The sequence below is a fragment of the Bythopirellula polymerisocia genome (assembly GCF_007860015.1).
GTDB classification, from domain to species: Bacteria; Planctomycetota; Planctomycetia; order Pirellulales; family Lacipirellulaceae; genus Bythopirellula; species Bythopirellula polymerisocia.
Window position 1 is genome coordinate 1 of record NZ_SJPS01000008.1, and the last position, 17,940, is coordinate 17,940.

The window sequence follows — 17,940 nt, forward strand, 5'->3', positions numbered from 1 at the left end:
TGCCACCACCTCCATCACAAGCCGCCAAGACCTCACGGCGAAATTCCTTCGAGTAAGCTAACATCGGTTCACCTCCTGTTTCTGGTGAACCTAGATTAACTAACTTACCTAGAGGGCGCTAGAGCTATTCGATGGACGCACTAATTGCGACATCTTGAGATTTAAGCCGGGGAGTCGTCATCAATCTTACCCAACGTCACCAACAGTGCCTCGTACTCTTCACGGCACTCGTCGCAGACCGCGAGATGCTGCTCGACCGCCTGTAAGCCAGAACCAATTGACTTGCCAGCCAGATGCTGCTCGGCAAACTCAGCTACCAGAGCTAGGCACTCCTCGCAATTCAGCTCGGCGTCCTTGGTGCGACTCACCAACCGCAGCAAGTTTTCGATTTCTCGTTTGGAAAATGCCATGATGAATGTCTCAGTAGGTGAGCTCCAATTCGTCTTCCCGATAGCCCGCATTTTGCAGGGCGGACTTGAGTTTCTTGCGGGCGTCGTGAGTAAGTTTGTAAAGAGCGTTGCGGTTGCTCCCCAGGTGCCGGGCGATCTCGTCTTGGGGCATGCCACGCAGTTCCGCGAGCAAGGCGGCGCGCTGCTTTTCGGTCAAGGCTGTCTCGATCAACTCGTGCAGTTTGTGAAACAATGCTTCCTGCTGGACCAGCAACTCTGGGCTCGGCGAAGAGTCGACGGCACGAGTCGGTGCGTAATCTGTATCGTCCAGCACCGAGTCGAGCGACACGTCTTTCCAGCGACTCCGGCGCAGTTCGCCGAGTGCCACACGGATTGCAATCGATGTCGCCCAAGTAACAAACCGACTGCGGCCTTGGAATTGATCGAGTCGATCAAGTATCCGCAGCAGCGCATCCTGCACAGCATCTTCGAGAAAAGAGTTGTCAACGTGGGGACGACCCGCAAGTGCCTTACGCAAATTCCGAAACAACACCACTCGCAGCTCGGTGAGTGCCACCTCACGCTCCGCTCCCGCGCTGCTCAGTTGGGCAACCCAAGTGTCGTTGTCTCGATTCATGAAGGATTCTCAATCGCCTGGCACAATGACAACATCTAGGCCGGAACGAGCCGTGAGCAGTTCCGACAATACACTGCTCTTGAGCACTGCATTGCCGGAACTCTTGTTGCTCGTTCCGGCTACACGGATTTCAACAGCTTGACATCGCCGGCGCCGCAGGGAAATCCACTTCCGTGCCCGCAACGTGATTGAAATAGTTCGTGAAAATGTTGAGTGCCACATTCGCCACGATCTCGGATATCTCTTCATCAGTATACCCAGCCACTCGGACCTGGCGAATGTCGTCGTCGGAAACATTGCCTCGATCCTTCACGATTTTCTGGGCAAACTCCAGAGCAACTCGCTCCGCGTCGTCCTTGGGTTCTGCCTTCCGCGCGTCACAAGTCTCAGACTCCGAGAGCCCTGCCCCTTTGCCGAGGGCCGTGTGAGCCGCCAGGCAATAGTCGCAGCTATTTTCTTCACCCACCGCCAAGGCAATCTGTTCCCGTAGGCGGGGAGTTAGCGACCCCGTCGCTAGCTGCTGGCTGAAACCCAGATAGGCGTTAGCAACGGCGGGCGAATTAGCCATCGTCGCGACGAGGTTGGGGACCATCCCCATTTTCTTTTTCACGGTATCCAGAAGTTGAGCCGTTGCGGAATCGGCAGTCTCTTTGCTGATAGGTTGAATGCGTGCCATCTTTTTGATCCTTGGATTAGAGTATTTGAAGTGTGAGCAAGAATGTTCGTGCTCTTATTTCTTGGATGGCATTGCCAAACGCTTTCTTACCTCTGTCCAACTGCTTCTGTAAGTCAGCTTGGTCTCACAAAAAGTCTATTTCTTAGAACCGCGTCGCAAAAAAGGTTCTCTTGCATTGTATCTTTCTGATACACCTTGCAACTTTTTTGCGCCAGCGTTTCTCTCTAGAGCGCAATCCTAAGACTCTGTGGAGTTATGGTTATCGAAAATCTTGACAAACAATGATGTTGGTTAGCATGATACAGCCATGCTTTGATAGCTTTGTTGAACTGGTCCACTAACAGAAAGAACACGCTCATGAAAACAATTCGCTTGTTTCTTTGCCTTTTAGGCATGCTTACTATTGCTTCACGAGTTGATGCGGGGACCCTATTCGCTTCCAGTGCCGCAGGGGGTCCTGGCGAACTTTACATACTCAATTCTGCCAACGGCACCGTGGTTCAGGATGTCGGCCCTCTTAATGACGTTGCGGGTGGTAACTATCCCATTACGGGGCTCGCATTCCATCCGACCACAGGTGTCCTCTACGGTTCGACCGGCAACAGTGTTGCTGGGAAAGAAGCTCAGCTCGTGACTATCGATCCGGCAACCGCACAAGTAACACTGATTGGCTCCTACAATGCAGGGCCGACAAATTCGTCAGGCAAGCCCGCGACGATGGCCGATATCTCCTTCGACTCGGCCGGTAACTTGTATGGAGTAGGATCAATCGGAGGTCCGAATCTCTATTCCATTAACACTGCCACAGGGCAGGCCACGGTTATTGGCAGCAATGGAGTGAGCACGTCGTCGACTGGTGGCGGATTGGCGATTAGCCCTTCAGGGGTTTTCAACGGCACGCCAACTTCAACCCGTTTTGGAACTTATGACTCAGTCTCGGGCGCGTTCACCAATATCGCTGCTCCAGCTAGACCAGCTGGGGGAGGCTATGGCGGTCTCGCTTATGATGGCAGCGTGCTCTATGGCATGAATGTTGGGTCAGGATCTCCGCCACCAGCACATCTCGTAATTATTGATCCGGTGGATGGAACGGTCACAGATCTTGGGTTGTCCGATGTCACGTCTTTGGATGCGATTGCATTTCGTCCTATTCCAGAACCTGCGACGTTTGTATTGCTCAGCGTCAGCATGTGCGTGTTTATGACAAGAAAACGTGGCTAATGCATAGCCAGTCACTTGCTTGAAGTGAATTCCTCCAAAAACAACTACGAAAAACGGGCCCGGGTTTTCACCCGGGCCCGTTAATGGTTGGTACGCAACTTAACCCCCGCGGCGGACCGAAGTCCAACCACGGGCTTGAACGTTACGCACTCTTTGTCTGAGGTTCACCGAACAACTTTTCGCGGCCATCGACCACGTCGTCAGTTAACAGGTAGCGATTGCCCCGCGGTTGGTCAGGTAGATCGTACATGATGTCGAGCATCACATTCTCGATAATCGACCGTAGGCCGCGGGCACCTGTCTTACGTTCCGCAGCACGACGGGCAATGGCTTGGAGTGCCTTTTCAGTAAACTGCAGGTCGGCCTCTTCCATCGCAAACAAGTGTTGATACTGCTTAGTTAACGCATTCTTCGGTTCGGTTAGCACGCGGACCAGTGATGTTTCGTCCAAAGGTCGGAGCGAAGTTACCACAGGCAGGCGTCCTACAAGTTCCGGGATCAAGCCGTATTCAATCAGGTCGTCGGGTGTGATGTTGGAGAGTGTTTCTCCGAGGTCCATTTCTGAGGCCACATCCCCCTGCTGACCAAAGCCCATCGTGCGGCGACCCATGCGTTTGCGAATTACTTCATCCACGCCGTCAAAGGTGCCACCGACGATGAACAGGATGTTCGTGGTGTCAATCTGGATGTATTGCTGCTCGGGATGCTTGCGTCCTCCCTGGGGCGGCACATTGGCCGTGGTCCCCTCAAGCATCTTCAGCAGCGCCTGCTGAACTCCCTCGCCAGACACGTCGCGTGTAATCGAGACGTTCTGGCTCGTCTTGCCAATCTTGTCGATCTCGTCGATATAAAGAACTCCACGCTGGGCGGCTTCGATGTCGAAGTCGGCTGCGTGCAGAAGTTTCAAAAGCAAGTTTTCCACGTCCTCGCCGACGTAGCCGGCTTCGGTGAGCGTGGTGGCATCGCCAATCGCAAAAGGCACATTCAACTTGCGGGCCAGAGTGCGGGCCAACAGAGTCTTGCCACAGCCAGTCGGACCAACCAGCAAGATATTCGACTTGTCGATTTCAATGTCCGACTCTTCTTCGGCAACCATGAGCCGCTTGTAGTGGCTGTGAACTGCCACGGCAAGTACCCGCTTAGCAGCTTCCTGACCGATGACGTATTCGTCCAACTCGGCAGCAATCTCGCGGGGGCTGGGGACTTTGGCAAAAGGTTGCTTGCTCGATCCGCGCCGCTTGCGCTCTTGATCGAGAATCGATTGGCAGAGTTCGATACACTCGCCACAAATGTAGACGTCACCCGGTCCTTCGACCAGGGGACCTACGTCGCGGTAGCTCTTTCGGCAGAACGAACAGAAAGCATTCTTTTTCGAAGTGCTTCCGCGTCGTCCACCAATGTCTTTACCCGTAGGCATGAAATTCTCCTTCCGAGGGATGCAAGACCACTCAGGCCATCACCGTTCTGAGAGGTCGCTTAGTTCGTCAAGGGTGTCGCTCGTGGGAGTCAACTCACTAATCAAATTCCGACTAACCGAATTCCGATCTGTGAGCCAAACTTATCATGCCTCGCGGGGCTTCCATGTCCGCTCAGTCCGAGCACCAATTATGTGGTACCATACGTAGCTCCAACGTGAGTCGTTCATCGGTCTTCCGCTACCGGGGGGTTTACTAGCACCCACCGCTACCGAACAACCGCGACAGCCGGAGTGTTTCTCAGTAAATGTGGCGACCGGTGCTATCGGTGCCAACCCGCAATGCCGACAAACTCTGCGTTCTCGACAAACAAGCCTTGAAAGGCCGTAGCCTCATCAGACGATTGTCTATCAAGTTTCTCAACTCTCCGTCGATGGGCTCCCCGCACTTTGCGGGCCACTCGACTGAGAGGTCTCGTTAAGCTCTGCTTTTAATTTGGTTGCTAGCTTAGTTTTAATATTTCGGAATTCTTCGTCGCTCAGCCCACCTTCGTCGTGCAAGTCTCGGAACTTTGACATCAATTGACTACTCTCCTGCACGTCGTCAGCCTTACCATCCCGAAATCTTCGCACAATGATTATGCCGAACGCAACGACCGCGAAGATTGCCGCGAGTAATAGGGCGGCTTCTGTCAGCGACTGCCATCTCTCGTCCATCGCGCCCCTACCCAAAAACTCGAATCAAACCGATCGATTCGCTTTGCCAATCCCCTGTACCGATTCTGACCCGGTCCCTCCTTAATTAATTATTATGTCCCGACTGCTAGCTTCCGTCCAGAATGATACGGCGTCCCCAGGTCCCCGTAGCCAGAAAACTTGACCAAACCGACAGAGTTTTCCCAGTTTTGGCAGGGTGAACAGCTTTTGCAAGCGTTTCAAGCGGAGCTGGCAGCATCTCCGATAGTTCTCTTGAGGGACACATTTTGTACCAAGTGGGACATAGCGCGCTCATGTGCCCTCGACTCGATCAATTCTGCGCAGGCTGGAACGCTAACGGCAGCGAGAACAACTAGATTCCTGCCTACGCGGGAATGACGATTGGAACCCTCCCGATACCTGATTGCGACTATGAATTGTTTTCTGAAAATCTGGAGAAACCAATTGGCCGCAATGGGTCCTTGGATACGCACATGCTGCTTGTTGGCATGGGCGATTGATGGTCATTCGCCCTCGATGGCCCAGGCACCACCCGCTCGCCCAGCAGTTCAGCCCATCTACTGGCAACAGCCGCTATTGTTCATTCCTTATCAAGTCAATAAACAGGCTCCTGGGGCAGAGAAAATCGCCCAGGTTCAATTGCTTGTTTCTCGTACAGGAAACAACGATTGGCAGACGCTACAATCTGCCCAGCCCAACGTCCTCGGGTTTAGCTACCATGCCCCTGAAGACGGTGCCTACTGGTTTGCCCTGCGCCACTTGGACGCGCAAGGAAATTCGCTTGACCAGCAAACTTGTGTAGCTCAGCTCCAAATTGTCATCGACACCACGCAACCCAAGGTGGAGCTTTCCGCCTCGCGCGGCGCCAATGGCGACGTGGTGATTCGCTATGATGCTGCCGACAACAACCTCGCTCCAGAATCGCTCATTGTCGAAGCTCGGACCGCGGATGGATTATGGACCAATGTGCCGATCACCGCCCCTGATCTTAATCAACCAGATCGGCTGGTGGGTCGCACTCGCTGGATGGCTCCCAACAATAGCGACGTAGAAATTCGCGGGGCGATTGCCGATCGCGCGGGCCATCGAGGGCAAGCGGCCACAATGCTTTCGCTTGCGGGTCCATCCTTTTCGCCTCCTGACCGCACTCCGGATCAATCGCTTCCGTTGGCCCAATCTCAACTGAACACGGCGCAATCCAGTCCACTGCAAACTTCCCAAGATTGGCCAACCACCAATCAACTGCCCGCTAGATCTGAAAAACCGTTTGCCAACAACTCGGAACAAAACCCTGGCACAAACCTGTTCTCACCTCCACCACTCAATGCCTATTCCAACACCTCTCAACAGCATACGCAACGTCGCACGCCGGCTAAGTTCGCAGTGGATGGTGCCGCCGATGAAGAACAAGAATCTGACCCCACACTCAGCAGTGGGCTAGGCGCTGCACTCGATGGCGAGGGACAACTTCCTACAGGAGGAATGCCTCTTGAGTCTGAGCAATCGAATCAAGAATGGTCTTCCACAGGTCGCCAACCTGGAGAGCCACTCCTCGTAAACTCGCGCACGTTTGACGTGGAATACGACCTGCAATCTGTCGGGCCGTGGGGTGTCGCCAAAGTAGAACTGTGGGGCACCCAAGATGGCGGAGCCACTTGGCAAAGCTACGGCGTCGACCCGGACAACCGCAGTCCTGTACGGGCCAGGGTCCCCAGTGCCGGCGTCTACGGCTTTCGCATCCTGGTTGATGGTGCGAATGGGGCAGGATCTCCGCCACCTCGTTCCGGCGAAGCCCCAGAACTGGTAATCACCGTTGACCTGGAACCACCCGCCGCCGAACTACTTTCCGCCGAATTGGGCGAAGGGAATCTCAACGATCACTTGCACATCCGCTGGAAGGCCGAGGACGACAACCTTGAGCCTCGACCCATCGGTTTGTACTTTAGCTCGCAGCCAAACGGGCCGTGGTCGGCCATCGCTGCAGGTCTGGAGAACACGGGCAGCTACACTTGGCGGATTGAGCGCCACGTCCCTGAGCGATTCTATGTGCGACTGGAAGTGCGCGACACAGCCGGCAACGTTGCTACCTTTCAAACTCCCGAGCCGCTCGCGCTCAATCGCCCCCAACCCACCGGCCACCTCCGCGACGTGAGGCCCATCACCGGGGTGCCAAGAGTAACTCCTTCTACGGGTTGGTAACTCCGATTTGAACAGCTGGTTTCAGAACTGCTTCCCGGTTATGATGCAGTCCAGATTCCTATTTCGCTCTTCCCTTTCGAACCAAGCGGTAGACTTCCATGGCAGAAAAACCATACTCCGATACTGAGCTTGTTGAATCCCTGGCCGAATTCGAGAAACAATTAGAAACTCCTGTCGTGCCGGGGGAATTGTACGATTGGGCAGAGCGCGGACAGACCGAGTTGGAAGGCTTGCAAAAGAAATACGCTGCCCACATAGCTTCCTCGCATGAGGCGCAGTACAAGGAAATCGTGAAACAAGACCCTGGGCAGATACCTCGCATGGAACGCGTGCGTGATGAAGATGCTGCCATCCTGAAGGAAATCGAGCGACTCAGTGGGGTGTTTGCGAGGACTAAGAGAATAATCAACGCCGCCGAAGAGGCCCCACAGCGCGACTCCGAAGAAATTGACGCCATATTACCGCCATTGACCGGTGAAACGCTGGCGCTCATCATTCGAATCCGCATGCAGGAAAACGCCATCGACACTTGGTATGTCGAGGCGTTTCAGCGCGATCGAGGCGTGGCGGATTGACACCGGGGACAAGCCCCCTTCGGTTGCGCAATAGGGTGATACTAAGCTGCGCCGACCGACAAACTCCGCCGAAGGCATTGTTGCACAATCATTTCTCTCCATGCGGCGAAGTCACTTCGTGTCGCACCTCGACTGCACAATTGCAGTTGGGGCATTCACAGCCGCGCCCCTCGGCACATCCCTCACTACAATAGTGGACACCATCTACGGTTAACCCTTCGTCATCGAGCAATGCACATTGGCAAGGTTCGTGAGCGCATTTGAGTTTTAGCATAATATTCTCCAGCAGTGTTTCTGCTCAGGAAGTTAGATTCGGCGTCGAATAGCTTCGACTAAAGTCTCACGCTCGGTAATCTGGGCTCGATTGGGCACGCCAAAATGACGAGCGATCTCGCGCAGTTCATCAATGCTAAACTCCGGAGTTTTCTTTAGCATATAAGCTTTAGATTGTTCCTTCGCCTCGCATGATTCTGCCTCTTGAATCGTTTCAAGATCCAACTGCGTGATATCCACGGGAGAAGGAGCCCAAAGCGGATCCGAAGAAGCATCTGCAGGCGATTTTTCTACTAATACGTTAGTCGTCATTGTAGTTGTCCGAATTCCATCGTTAGTGGGACACTGTCAGATTCAATGTGACTTACCTCTTGCAAGAGGGCGTGGCTTGAAACTGTTGCAAGTTCCTCATCAACGCGATTGGGGGTGCAACCTCCCAGTGCAAATAACTCGATACTTACCAGCAAGCATGAACAGTGCCTTCATAGTATCGCTCACTGGCTACCGCTACAACGCGTCCAATAGCTCAAGCAATGTTCCACTGCTTGATCTTGCGCTGCAAAGTGCGGACCGAAATGCCGAGGATCGCGGCGGAGCGTTTCCGATTTCCCTTGTACATGCTCAAAGTCTGCTGGATAGTTTCTCGTTCCAGTTCTGCCAGCTTGTGCCCTCCCAAGGGAAGATGGGCCAAGCCATCAGCGGATCGGTGGATATCTATGGCCTTGGTGGCGGGCACCCCTGAATTGCCCGATTCCATTCCATTGGAACCGTGGCCATTTGCTTGGGAATGGTTCTTGGTTGTCTCAGGATGCAGTAGAAGTTCAGGTACTTGGTTTCTGGCAACATTAAGTTGAAAAAAAAGATTCTCGCGGCTCTCCGCTTGGATACGGCCGTCTCGATGAAAGCCAGTAGAATCAAGGATAGTTGGTTGAGCAGTTACCATGTTTAATTCCCTATCTGTCTCCTTAGCAGGTGCCGCTACGGATAGGGTGCATATTGCGTGCCGGAGGCATTTCATCGGTCTCTAATTCGGAATCCCGAATAAAATGATACGTGTCGGGAACGCAAAAGTTGATTTATTATTAACTGAATCCTGTGGTTTGAGATTGCGTATACTTGGCATCTGCTTCCTAGTGTGTACGCCTAGAAGCCAACTTGGTTAGAAATCGATCAACCTCTTGTAAGTTTTCAGTACCATTCAATTAACGACCTTCGTTCGCAGCTTGATTATCTGAAATATAGGACCTTGCTCAGGCTCGACACAGGGGGCCGCCCCTCGCGCCTCTGCCCTCACATCGGCCCTCAACGGCGGCGTGAAATGTTAATGGGCGAAAGAGGACTCTAGGACGCAGTAGAATGTGTTATAGACGCCATACTCTGCAGGCCTTTCGTTGGAAGGAAACAGAGTTCATCGACGAATTAGCTTGATTGCAAACCAAAATGCTCGTCGCCATTGGACCGGCCACCGCAAGACTGGCCGCATTGGATCTATGTAACTCGCTTGTCTAAGACCCACCACGAGGAACACTTCTCATCAGATCTCATTCGAATTATATTCGGTGTCAGATGTCATAGGTGGCATTGGGGTTTCTCGGCGCGGAGGCCATCATTCAATCACAAGGTCGGGTCCGAGAAACTACCTCGGCAACAAGGATCTGGGCGGTTGAAGGCATCGGATTCGCATATGGAATGGGTAATTGCACATTCACCGCGACATTGATTAAGGTAACCAGCCACCGCGGTTTGGGCCGGGAACAGCCCGCAACAATATAGCGAATCAGCAAATCGGCTTCGATATTCTCGCCGTCAAACAACCCCATATGAGATCATCGCGTCGGCAACTTTTTTGAAGCCAGCGATGTTGGCACCGTCGGTATAGTTTACCTTGCCATCTTTGGTTCCGTAATCGACGCATCGCTTGTGGATTGCTTGCATGATTTTTTGCAAGCGCTCGTCAACTTCTTCCCGCGACCAACTGATCCGCATCGAATTCTGACTTTGTTCAAGACCGCTCACTGCCACTCCTCCGGCATTAGAAGCTTTTCCGGGTGCATGAATGATGTGGTGGTTTCGTAGTGCGTCAGCCGCCTCAGGAGTGGTCGGCATGTTGGCTCCTTCGCAAACGGCCATAACTCCATTGTCGATTAGCGTTTGAGCATCCTGGCCATCCAGTTCGTTCTGGGTAGCACAGGGCAGCGCTATGTCGCATTTGAGCCCCCAGGGTGAGACGCCTTTGTGAAACTTGACACCTTTGTATTCGTTCGCAAATTCTGAAATTCGTCCGCGCCGCTTTTCTTTGAGTTCTTTGACAAACTCCAATTGCTGTCGATCAAGGCCTGAGTCGATTTCCACTGTACCGTTGGAATCGCTCAGTGAAATGACCTTGGCCCCCTTCTCAATCGCTTTCTCGGCTGCGTAGAGGGCGACGTTACCGGAACCAGAAACAGCGACACGCTTGCCAACGAGTTCTTCGTCAACGTTTTGGAGCATCCGCTCCAGAAAATAGACACAGCCCCAGCCAGTCGCCTCGGTACGCAGAGCGCTGCCGCCGTAGTCTTGGCCCTTGCCAGTCATGGCTCCCGACCAGATGTTCTCCAACCGCATGTATTGTCCGAACAGATAGCTGATCTCTCGTGAGCCGACGCCAATGTCGCCGGCAGGGACATCCGTGTTCTCGCCAATGTGGCGATGCAGTTCGATCATCATGCTCTGGCAGAAGCGCATCACCTCGCGATCGGACTTGCCTTTGGGATTAAAGTTCGATCCTCCTTTGGCACCTCCCATCGGAAGACCCGTGAGGCTGTTCTTAAATATCTGCTCGAAGCCGAGGAACTTGAGTACGCTTTGGGTCACCGACGAATGGAATCGTAAGCCTCCTTTGTAGGGACCCAGAACGTGGTTGAACTGAACACGCCAGGCACGGTTGGCCCGCACAGAGCCATCGTCGGTTTCCCAGGTGACGCGGAAGATAACAATGCGATCAGGCTCAGTCACACGTTCCAATATTGCTGCTTCTCGATAGGCCGCGTGATCGAGATACCAGGGCATGACCGAAGTTGCAACTTCTTCGACCGCTTGATGGAATTCCTTTTCGTGGGGATTCCGCTTTTTTAGACCAGCCATGAATCGTTTGAGTTCTTTTTCAACGGCCTGAGGCATTACAACACTCTTGGAAAAGGATGGGGACGGGAGGAAATTACTACTAGGCTCACGCTACTACGCTAAACAAGGAAACTAGGAGAAAGTAAACTACTTGATTCTCAGTTTACCAATCGGCATCAGCAAGTCGATTTGCCTAATGCCTCTGCTCAATATAGAAACAGTCTGACCAATGGCACAGCTAAATCGCAATTCAAAGTACTCTAGACCAATCGAGTTCAACAGCTGTCTTCCTAGGCAACTGATAGCAATTTCGCCCGCCTGACCGCCTAACAGCCAATTCGGCTCAAATGAGTCCAACACTGTCCCAGGAGATAAATAAAAGAACCCGCAAAATATGCATGATTTCTCAACGAACCAATGGCATAAGTTTAGCGTAGATAGGTCTGAGGACTAACTGACAAGCCTTAGGAGGAACAGAAATCGTGCGATCTTTAACAAAAAAAGCCTCGGAAAAGATTGAGAGCAGCATCCAGGCCCGCTGCCAACAAGTTCGCGAAAATTGGAGCGACTCAGAGAAAACCTTGCGACGCATGTGGGCACAAATGGCTCAGCGCCAACTCATGGCGGCATCAGTGACGCATGAAACAGTCCACTAAGCCACGAGTCGTCGGCTGTAGCGATCACATCTCATTTTGTCCACGGAATCAACTCGGATAGGCGCGGATGGCAATCATACCTCCCACCTATCCGTTTTTTATCCGAGTCGATCCGTGGCTATATCTTTTCTTCTCCGTGTGATTCACCGGCTTCCTCCAACTTCTTGGGAGGCAGCAAGTTCTCCCCCGACTCAGGTTGCCGCGAGTTCTTCGCCTGCTGTTCGATTTCCTCGGCGTCACTGGTGAGTGAGCCTTCCGACTGGGTACTGATTTCTTCGGGTTCATTATTTCTGTCGGCAGGCAAGGCAGATCTTCGTTCTTTCATAGGTTGATGAGATGCATCCAACATCCGCACCGGGACTCCCTTCGGGAAAATCACTTCCCGCGCTTCGTCAGGCAATGTAAAGCCCTTCTCGACCAAGGCATTCTTTACCAGGCGGATTAGCGAGGAACGCACTTTCAACCCGTCGTGCTTCGCGATACTAATCCAGAAGTAAACCCGCAGGTTCACCGTGGAAGCCGCCAATGCGTCGACCAAAACAAGCGACTCAGGTTTGGCGAGCACTGCTGTATGTTGCTTTAAAACGTCCAGAATGACAGCCTGGGCTTCCTCAAGCGAATCTTCGTAGTCGACCCCCACCACAAAGGTTTGCCGTTGATTGGGATTAGCCGTGATATTCTCGATAACGCTCTTGTAAATCGTAGAGTTGGGTATCTGCACATGATCCCCGTCTAGTGTCATTATCGTTGTGCCACGGGTGGTCACACTTTGGACAAAACCCTTGCGCCCCTCTACGACGATCAAATCGCCAGTTCGAAAGGGGCGTTGAACACTCAGCAGAATGCTGGCCAAAAAGTTCTCGGCGATATCTCGAAACGCGATGCCGAGCACAATTCCCAAGAGCCCCGTCCCACCTAGTACGGTTGCCGCCAGCCGAGTGAGTCCCGAGATGCGTAAGGCCAAATAGATCCCCAGTAAGAAGACAGGAATCGAAGCCGCTTTGGCCACTACCTCCTGTAACAAGAAATTCGTCGTTCGGTGCGAAGCGATCCTACGACTAAGCTTTGCTACCAGCTTCGCTGCTACCCAAAAGACCAGTAGCAATCCGACGGCGATGAGCAACACCGGCAGGGTCTGGATCGTATTGCGGCGAAGCTTATCGATTTCCAGCCAGGCAGGCGAGAAATCCCAAGGCGAAGGCTTAGTGACCGTCATGCGATTGGCCACCGCAACCACATCCTGGGTATTGCCCGCTAACTTACTAGCCCATTCCCTGTCCTCGGGGGTCTTCGCCTCTCCCGTTAAAAAGACGACTCCTTCTTCGACTCGCACTTGGGGATCGATAAACCATTTGGTCGCCACAAGAATTTTCTTGAGACGTGATCCAATATCCGCGTCCTCCGCCACGGGCTCGACATCCACTCGAGCAGGTGCCTGCTGCTCATCTGGAGACGTCTCCGCCTCAGTCTGGACAGCGTTTTCCTGTTGCCCATGGACTGGTACTTTCGACAGCAACACCAACGAGCAAGTCAAACAAATGCAGACGAAACAACTCTGCCCCCACGATTTGTAGCAAACTTCCACGGATACCTGCCTCGTTTAAGTCAAATGCCGATCAATCGATTCGAAAGTATTTTGGAGCGAATAGTATACCATTCCATCAGAATAGCGGTCTTCCCATACCAAAGGTCATAGCTGGGTCAGGTCAAAGAACGAGCCAAGGTCAATCACCAATTTGTGTTATTTCACGTGATTTTTGGCCCCCGTTGACGAATCAAGAAATCATCGTAAGTTGTTACGATAGAAACCATGCCGGAGTGGCGGAATTGGCAGACGCGCTGGATTCAAAATCCAGTGACCGCAAGGTCGTGGGGGTTCAAGTCCCCCCTCCGGTACTATAGAAAACAGGCTCGCTTCTTTTTTCTCACCTCAATAGTTCCGACCAATTTCCCTCTGCGCAGCTGCTTTCTTCATGGCGGTTGGCTTACGCGTCCTGGGGGCATTCTGCTTGAGATTAGACGCGGGAGGATCTTCCTCCGGCACTTTCAACTCTGCTCGCAATCGCTTTAGTTCGCCCTCTAACCGCTTCCGCACACTGGCATAGGCCCGGTTGTCATAGACGTTCTGCAATTCATTCTTGTCGAGTTGCAAATCATAGAGTTCCCATTCATCGACGTCCGGCTCGTAAAAGTAGATCAGCTTGAACCGACCGTCTGTCACGCCATAGTGACGGCGCACCTGGTGCCAACCTGGATACTCATAGTAGTGGTAGTAGAATGTCTTGCGCCAGTCTGAGGGGGTCTCGCCATGAAAAAGGGGCAAGAGCGATCGTCCCTGCATGTCGGCGGGAATCTCTGCACCAGCCACTTCCAAAAACGTTTCCGCAAAATCTAGCGGTGACACAATCGCGTTGCAGAGCGAGCCCGGCTCGATGGTGCCAGGCCAACGGGCCAAGAGTGGTGTCCGCAAAGATTCTTCATACATCCAGCGCTTGTCAAACCAGCCGTGCTCACCCAGGTAGAAACCTTGGTCGGAGCAGTAGACCACTAACGTGTTGTCGGCGAGGCCCGTCTCGTCGAGCCAGTCTAAGACTCGACCCAGTTGCTCGTCGACCGAGGCGACGCAGCGTAGATAGTCCTTGATATAACGCTGATACTTCCAGCGCACCAGCGCTGCGCCCGACAGGTTTGCTGCGCGGAAGGCTTTGTTTCGTGGTTCATAGGCGGCGTCCCAGGTCGCCTTTTGCTTCGCGGTGAGATTCTCCGGAGGCACGAGCTTGAGGTCTCGCTTATCCATCGTCTCCGCAATTGTCATGTCCTGTTGATTCACTGCGGTGCCGCGCAGTGAATAGTCCTCAAACAAAGTAGGGGGTTCGGGGATCGTTTCGTCTTCATAGAGATCGAGTTGCCGCGGCCCGGGATCCCAAGGACGATGCGGGGCTTTTTGCTGATACATCAACATGAATGGCTTGCTGGGATCGCGGCCATCCTTGAGCCAATCGAGGGCCTTATCGGTGATAATCTCCGTCGAGTAGCCTTCGTTCTTCGTCGGCTCTCCATTGCGGATCATGTTCGGATTGTAGTAGGTCCCCTGCCCTACCAGGATATCCCAATGATCAAACCCCGTTGGATCGCTCTCCAAGTGCCACTTGCCGATCATCGCTGTCGCATACCCGGCGGCCTGCATCAGCTTGGGAAAAGTTTGTTGTGACCCATCAAAGCGATTGCCATTCACCAGAAATCCATTGAGATGGCTGTACTTGCCCGTGAGTATCGTGGCTCGGCAAGGCCCGCAGATCGAGTTAGTTACGAAGCAATTATCAAACCGCATTCCCTCGTGGGCCAGGCGGTCGATGTTCGGAGTCTCATTAATCCGCGACCCGTATGCGCTAATAGCTTGATAGGCGTGATCGTCCGCAAATACGAACAGGATATTTGGCCGCGCCGCGGCATTAGCGGTGGCTACGACCAGTAGCCAAAGGCAGAGCATAATCAGGCAAATGGTGAACCGCATCGTTAAATCCTTGCGAAGAGAGAAACGAATAGAATTTGCCTGCATTTTAACGGAATTTCCCAGCTTGCGAACCCTGGAGACCGCCGCCTGTGACTTAGCCCCTTCGCTTGCGGTTTAGCTCTCAATCTCCCATTTTTGTACTCAGAAATCCCTGCCTGCAACGCTTTCTTTTCCTCAGCCCCACGAAAACGTATAATTGGAAGCGAAAAACATTTGCCCCTCAATTCACACTTTCGAGTACAGCATGGCTCCTGACCGACTGCCCGACTCGCCCGTGCGAATTTCGTACAAGCATTGTTTTCACCAACACTTCCTTGTGATTCTTTGGCTGGCATCATGGCTGTGCGCTTTCTATCACCTGTCAGGATCCACCTTGGCTGCCGCGCAGCCCGCTCCGCCACCTGAACAGGGGGCCATTCCAGCGGGCCTAGTACGGGTCTATCTTCCCCTGACCGGCAGCGCCGACCAGGCATTGCAAAGCACCATCCGCAGACTCCGCGATCGGTTGCTCGCTCAAGCTAAAGATCAAAAGGACGCCCGGCGCCCCCTGCTCGTCTTGCAACTCGACTCCCAGCAAGTGGGTGATGACGTTGGCGGGAGCCGATTCGAACGTGCCTTTTCGTTGGCTCGTTTCCTGTGCAGTCGGGAAATGGCCGGAGTTAAGACGGTCGCGTATGTTCCCCATACCTTGAGAGGGCATGGCGTGTTATTGGCCCTTGCGAGTGAAGAAATCGTGATGGCTGGGGACGCTTCCATTGGTGCCGCCGGAGCCGACGAGGCTGCTGAGGGAACGATCCAACAGACATTAGTAGCCGCCTACCGGGAAATCGCGGAGACTCAGCGAACGATTCCCGTTGCCCTGGCTGTGGGAATGATCGATCCGCAGGTCGAAGTTCTGCAGGTCGAAGCAGAGGACGGCACTCATTTCTTGCTACAAAAAGATCTCGAAGAGTTCGCCACGAACCATGAAATCATCAACGAAAAAATCTTGGTCCCCGTCGGCACCTTGGCAGAATTCGACGGACGAGAGGGTCGGCAGTTTGGATTTGTGAAATATCTCGCTTCCACTCGGCAAGGTTTGGCAACCGCGCTCGACGTGTCGCTTGATTCACTTGCGGAAGACGACAGCCTGGTCGAAACGTGGCGTCCGGTAGTGATTGACGTGACTGGCGAGTTGACGGCCAAGACCGCCAGTCGCGTGGAAACGCTTCTGGGAGTTGCCATCGAGCAACAGAATGCCAACTGGATCTGTGTGCGGATCGATAGTTCCGGCGGAGACGTCGAGGCCGGGTTGCGAATTGCTTCGGCACTGGCCCGACTCGATGCCAACTCCGTGCGGACGGTGGCCTACGTCCCAGCCGAAGCAAAAGGTGCCGCTGCCCTGGTTGCCCTTTCCTGCGACCAATTGGCGATGGCCCCGACGGCTCGACTTTCCTCGGTAGCCGTTAATGCGAAACGGCTTGGCGATGTGGGCCCTCGGGAACAGGCGGCAGCCCTGCAGGCAATTCGGCAGTCGCTCTCACTTCGCACCGATCATTCGTGGTCGCTGCTGGCTGCCATGATCGATCCATCGATAGAGATAGCCGAGTATCAAAACAAGGAAACAGGCGAAACCCGAATTTTTTCTCCCGCCGAAATTGAAGAGTTGCCCGATGCCGCAGCTTGGCAGCATCGCGCTGCGATCGATCCGGTAAATGGCCAATTGAGCTTCGACGGGCAACAGGCTGTGGAGCGTGGCATCGCCTGGCGAACAGTAGATACGTTTGATGACTTGAAGCAGCCCTTCGGTCTGCAGGGTGAGATCCCCAATCCCCAGCCGAACAAGGCCCTGGAGTTTATCGAAGCATTGGCAACGCCCGAGCTGGCGATCATCTTACTGATGGTGGGATTCGCCGGGATCTACATCGAGCTGCGCACTCCTGGTGTCGGGGCTGGTGCATTCATTGGTGCTGTGGCACTACTGTTATTCTTCTGGAGTAAGTACCTCGACGGCACTGCCGGTTGGCTTGAAATCTTATTGTTTGCGGGTGGCTTCAGTTTCGTCCTGCTAGAGTTCTTTGTGATCCCTGGTTTTGGTATCTTCGGACTCGGCGGAGGAGCGATGATGCTCGCCTCGCTGGTGTTGGCTAGCCTCACCTTCGTGCGTCCTCATAGCGAAGCGGAAGTCGAAGAGCTTTCGCGGTCAGTTGGAACGGTCGCCCTCGCGGGACTGGGAATGATGGCTATTGTACTCGCCTCTAGGCGCTATCTACCTCAGGCTCCCTTGTTCCGTCAGATTGTGCTGGAACCTCCCCGCAACGAGGAATTGGAAGATCTAGGCCATCGCGAATCCCTTGCCGATTATTCTGCCTTGATCGGACTTCAAGGGACCGCTGCGACCGATCTACGACCGGCAGGCAAGGCACGCATCAACCACGAGTTGATCGACGTCATTGCCGAGGCCGAGCCCTTGGACAATGGTACTCCTATCGTCGTCATCGAAGCGCGCGGGTCGCGGGTTGTGGTGCGGGCCGCCGGTCAGAGTTGATTAGGTACGCTTTCCCTATGAAAATCTCAGGCTTTGCCCC

Annotated in this window: 16 protein-coding genes and 1 tRNA gene; 6 read left to right on the top strand and 11 right to left on the bottom strand. The window is 53.7% G+C overall.

The window, feature by feature from the left end:
* Window positions 1-161 precede the first annotated feature (161 nt).
* From Pla144_RS20560 to Pla144_RS20570, 3 genes are all read right to left on the bottom strand, one after another.
* Window positions 162-410, bottom strand: a complete 249-nt coding sequence (locus Pla144_RS20560; protein WP_146452605.1) for a hypothetical protein — start codon at window positions 408-410, stop codon at window positions 162-164.
* 10 nt (window positions 411-420) lie between these two features.
* Window positions 421-1,026: an RNA polymerase sigma factor gene (locus Pla144_RS20565; protein ID WP_146452606.1), complete on the bottom strand. Its 606-nt coding sequence runs from the start codon at window positions 1,024-1,026 to the stop codon at window positions 421-423.
* Between the two features lie 130 nt (window positions 1,027-1,156).
* Window positions 1,157-1,702: a carboxymuconolactone decarboxylase family protein gene (locus Pla144_RS20570; protein ID WP_146452607.1), complete on the bottom strand. Its 546-nt coding sequence runs from the start codon at window positions 1,700-1,702 to the stop codon at window positions 1,157-1,159.
* A 357-nt stretch (window positions 1,703-2,059) separates the two neighbouring features.
* On the opposite strand from Pla144_RS20570, the gene Pla144_RS20575 reads away from it, so the two are divergent.
* Window positions 2,060-2,923 carry a DUF4394 domain-containing protein gene (locus Pla144_RS20575; protein ID WP_146452608.1) on the top strand — a complete coding sequence of 288 codons (864 nt, stop codon included), beginning with the start codon at window positions 2,060-2,062 and terminating at the stop codon, window positions 2,921-2,923.
* 142 nt (window positions 2,924-3,065) lie between these two features.
* On the opposite strand, the gene clpX is transcribed toward Pla144_RS20575, so the two are convergent.
* Together clpX and Pla144_RS20585 are read right to left on the bottom strand one after the other, a co-directional pair.
* Window positions 3,066-4,340 carry an ATP-dependent Clp protease ATP-binding subunit ClpX gene (clpX, locus tag Pla144_RS20580; protein ID WP_146452609.1) on the bottom strand — a complete coding sequence of 425 codons (1,275 nt, stop codon included), beginning with the start codon at window positions 4,338-4,340 and terminating at the stop codon, window positions 3,066-3,068.
* A 417-nt stretch (window positions 4,341-4,757) separates the two neighbouring features.
* Window positions 4,758-5,054, bottom strand: a complete 297-nt coding sequence (locus tag Pla144_RS20585) for a hypothetical protein (protein WP_146452610.1) — start codon at window positions 5,052-5,054, stop codon at window positions 4,758-4,760.
* A 444-nt stretch (window positions 5,055-5,498) separates the two neighbouring features.
* Between Pla144_RS20585 and Pla144_RS20590 the strand changes: the two genes are divergently transcribed.
* Both Pla144_RS20590 and Pla144_RS20595 read left to right on the top strand, forming a co-directional pair.
* Window positions 5,499-7,253 carry a hypothetical protein gene (locus Pla144_RS20590; RefSeq protein ID WP_197530877.1) on the top strand — a complete coding sequence of 585 codons (1,755 nt, stop codon included), beginning with the start codon at window positions 5,499-5,501 and terminating at the stop codon, window positions 7,251-7,253.
* A gap of 98 nt (window positions 7,254-7,351) precedes the next feature.
* Window positions 7,352-7,828 (top strand): hypothetical protein, encoded by a 477-nt coding sequence (locus tag Pla144_RS20595; RefSeq protein WP_146452612.1) that lies wholly within the window; start codon window positions 7,352-7,354, stop codon window positions 7,826-7,828.
* Window positions 7,829-7,916: 88 nt separating this feature from the next.
* Here Pla144_RS20595 and Pla144_RS20600 read toward each other — a convergent pair whose 3' ends face one another.
* The 4 genes from Pla144_RS20600 to gdhA all read right to left on the bottom strand — a co-directional run bounded on the left by Pla144_RS20600 (window position 7,917) and on the right by gdhA (window position 11,260).
* Window positions 7,917-8,102, bottom strand: coding sequence for a metallothionein (locus tag Pla144_RS20600; RefSeq protein ID WP_146452613.1), 186 nt, complete (start codon window positions 8,100-8,102; stop codon window positions 7,917-7,919).
* 32 nt (window positions 8,103-8,134) lie between these two features.
* Window positions 8,135-8,413 carry a hypothetical protein gene (locus Pla144_RS20605; protein WP_146452614.1) on the bottom strand — a complete coding sequence of 93 codons (279 nt, stop codon included), beginning with the start codon at window positions 8,411-8,413 and terminating at the stop codon, window positions 8,135-8,137.
* Window positions 8,414-8,627: 214 nt separating this feature from the next.
* Complete coding sequence (locus tag Pla144_RS24780; protein WP_197530878.1) at window positions 8,628-9,044, bottom strand: helix-turn-helix domain-containing protein; 417 nt, start codon at window positions 9,042-9,044, stop codon at window positions 8,628-8,630.
* An 863-nt stretch (window positions 9,045-9,907) separates the two neighbouring features.
* On the bottom strand, window positions 9,908-11,260 hold the full coding sequence (gene gdhA / locus Pla144_RS20620; RefSeq protein WP_146452616.1) for an NADP-specific glutamate dehydrogenase: 1,353 nt from the start codon (window positions 11,258-11,260) through the stop codon (window positions 9,908-9,910).
* Window positions 11,261-11,685: 425 nt separating this feature from the next.
* Between gdhA and Pla144_RS24785 the strand changes: the two genes are divergently transcribed.
* The gene (locus tag Pla144_RS24785) at window positions 11,686-11,859 is read left to right on the top strand and encodes a hypothetical protein (protein WP_197530879.1); all 174 of its coding nucleotides are present in this window, start codon (window positions 11,686-11,688) and stop codon (window positions 11,857-11,859) included.
* Window positions 11,860-11,977: 118 nt separating this feature from the next.
* Here Pla144_RS24785 and Pla144_RS20625 read toward each other — a convergent pair whose 3' ends face one another.
* Window positions 11,978-13,444, bottom strand: a complete 1,467-nt coding sequence (locus Pla144_RS20625; RefSeq protein WP_146452617.1) for a mechanosensitive ion channel family protein — start codon at window positions 13,442-13,444, stop codon at window positions 11,978-11,980.
* Between the two features lie 227 nt (window positions 13,445-13,671).
* On the opposite strand from Pla144_RS20625, the gene Pla144_RS20630 reads away from it, so the two are divergent.
* Window positions 13,672-13,755 (top strand) — tRNA-Leu (locus Pla144_RS20630).
* 34 nt (window positions 13,756-13,789) lie between these two features.
* Here the strand turns inward: Pla144_RS20630 and Pla144_RS20635 are convergent.
* Entirely contained in the window at window positions 13,790-15,373 is a 1,584-nt protein-coding gene (locus tag Pla144_RS20635) for a sulfatase family protein (protein WP_146452618.1), read from the bottom strand.
* A gap of 244 nt (window positions 15,374-15,617) precedes the next feature.
* Between Pla144_RS20635 and Pla144_RS20640 the strand changes: the two genes are divergently transcribed.
* Window positions 15,618-17,900 (top strand): NfeD family protein, encoded by a 2,283-nt coding sequence (locus tag Pla144_RS20640; RefSeq protein ID WP_146452619.1) that lies wholly within the window; start codon window positions 15,618-15,620, stop codon window positions 17,898-17,900.
* The last annotated feature ends 40 nt before the right edge of the window (window positions 17,901-17,940 follow it).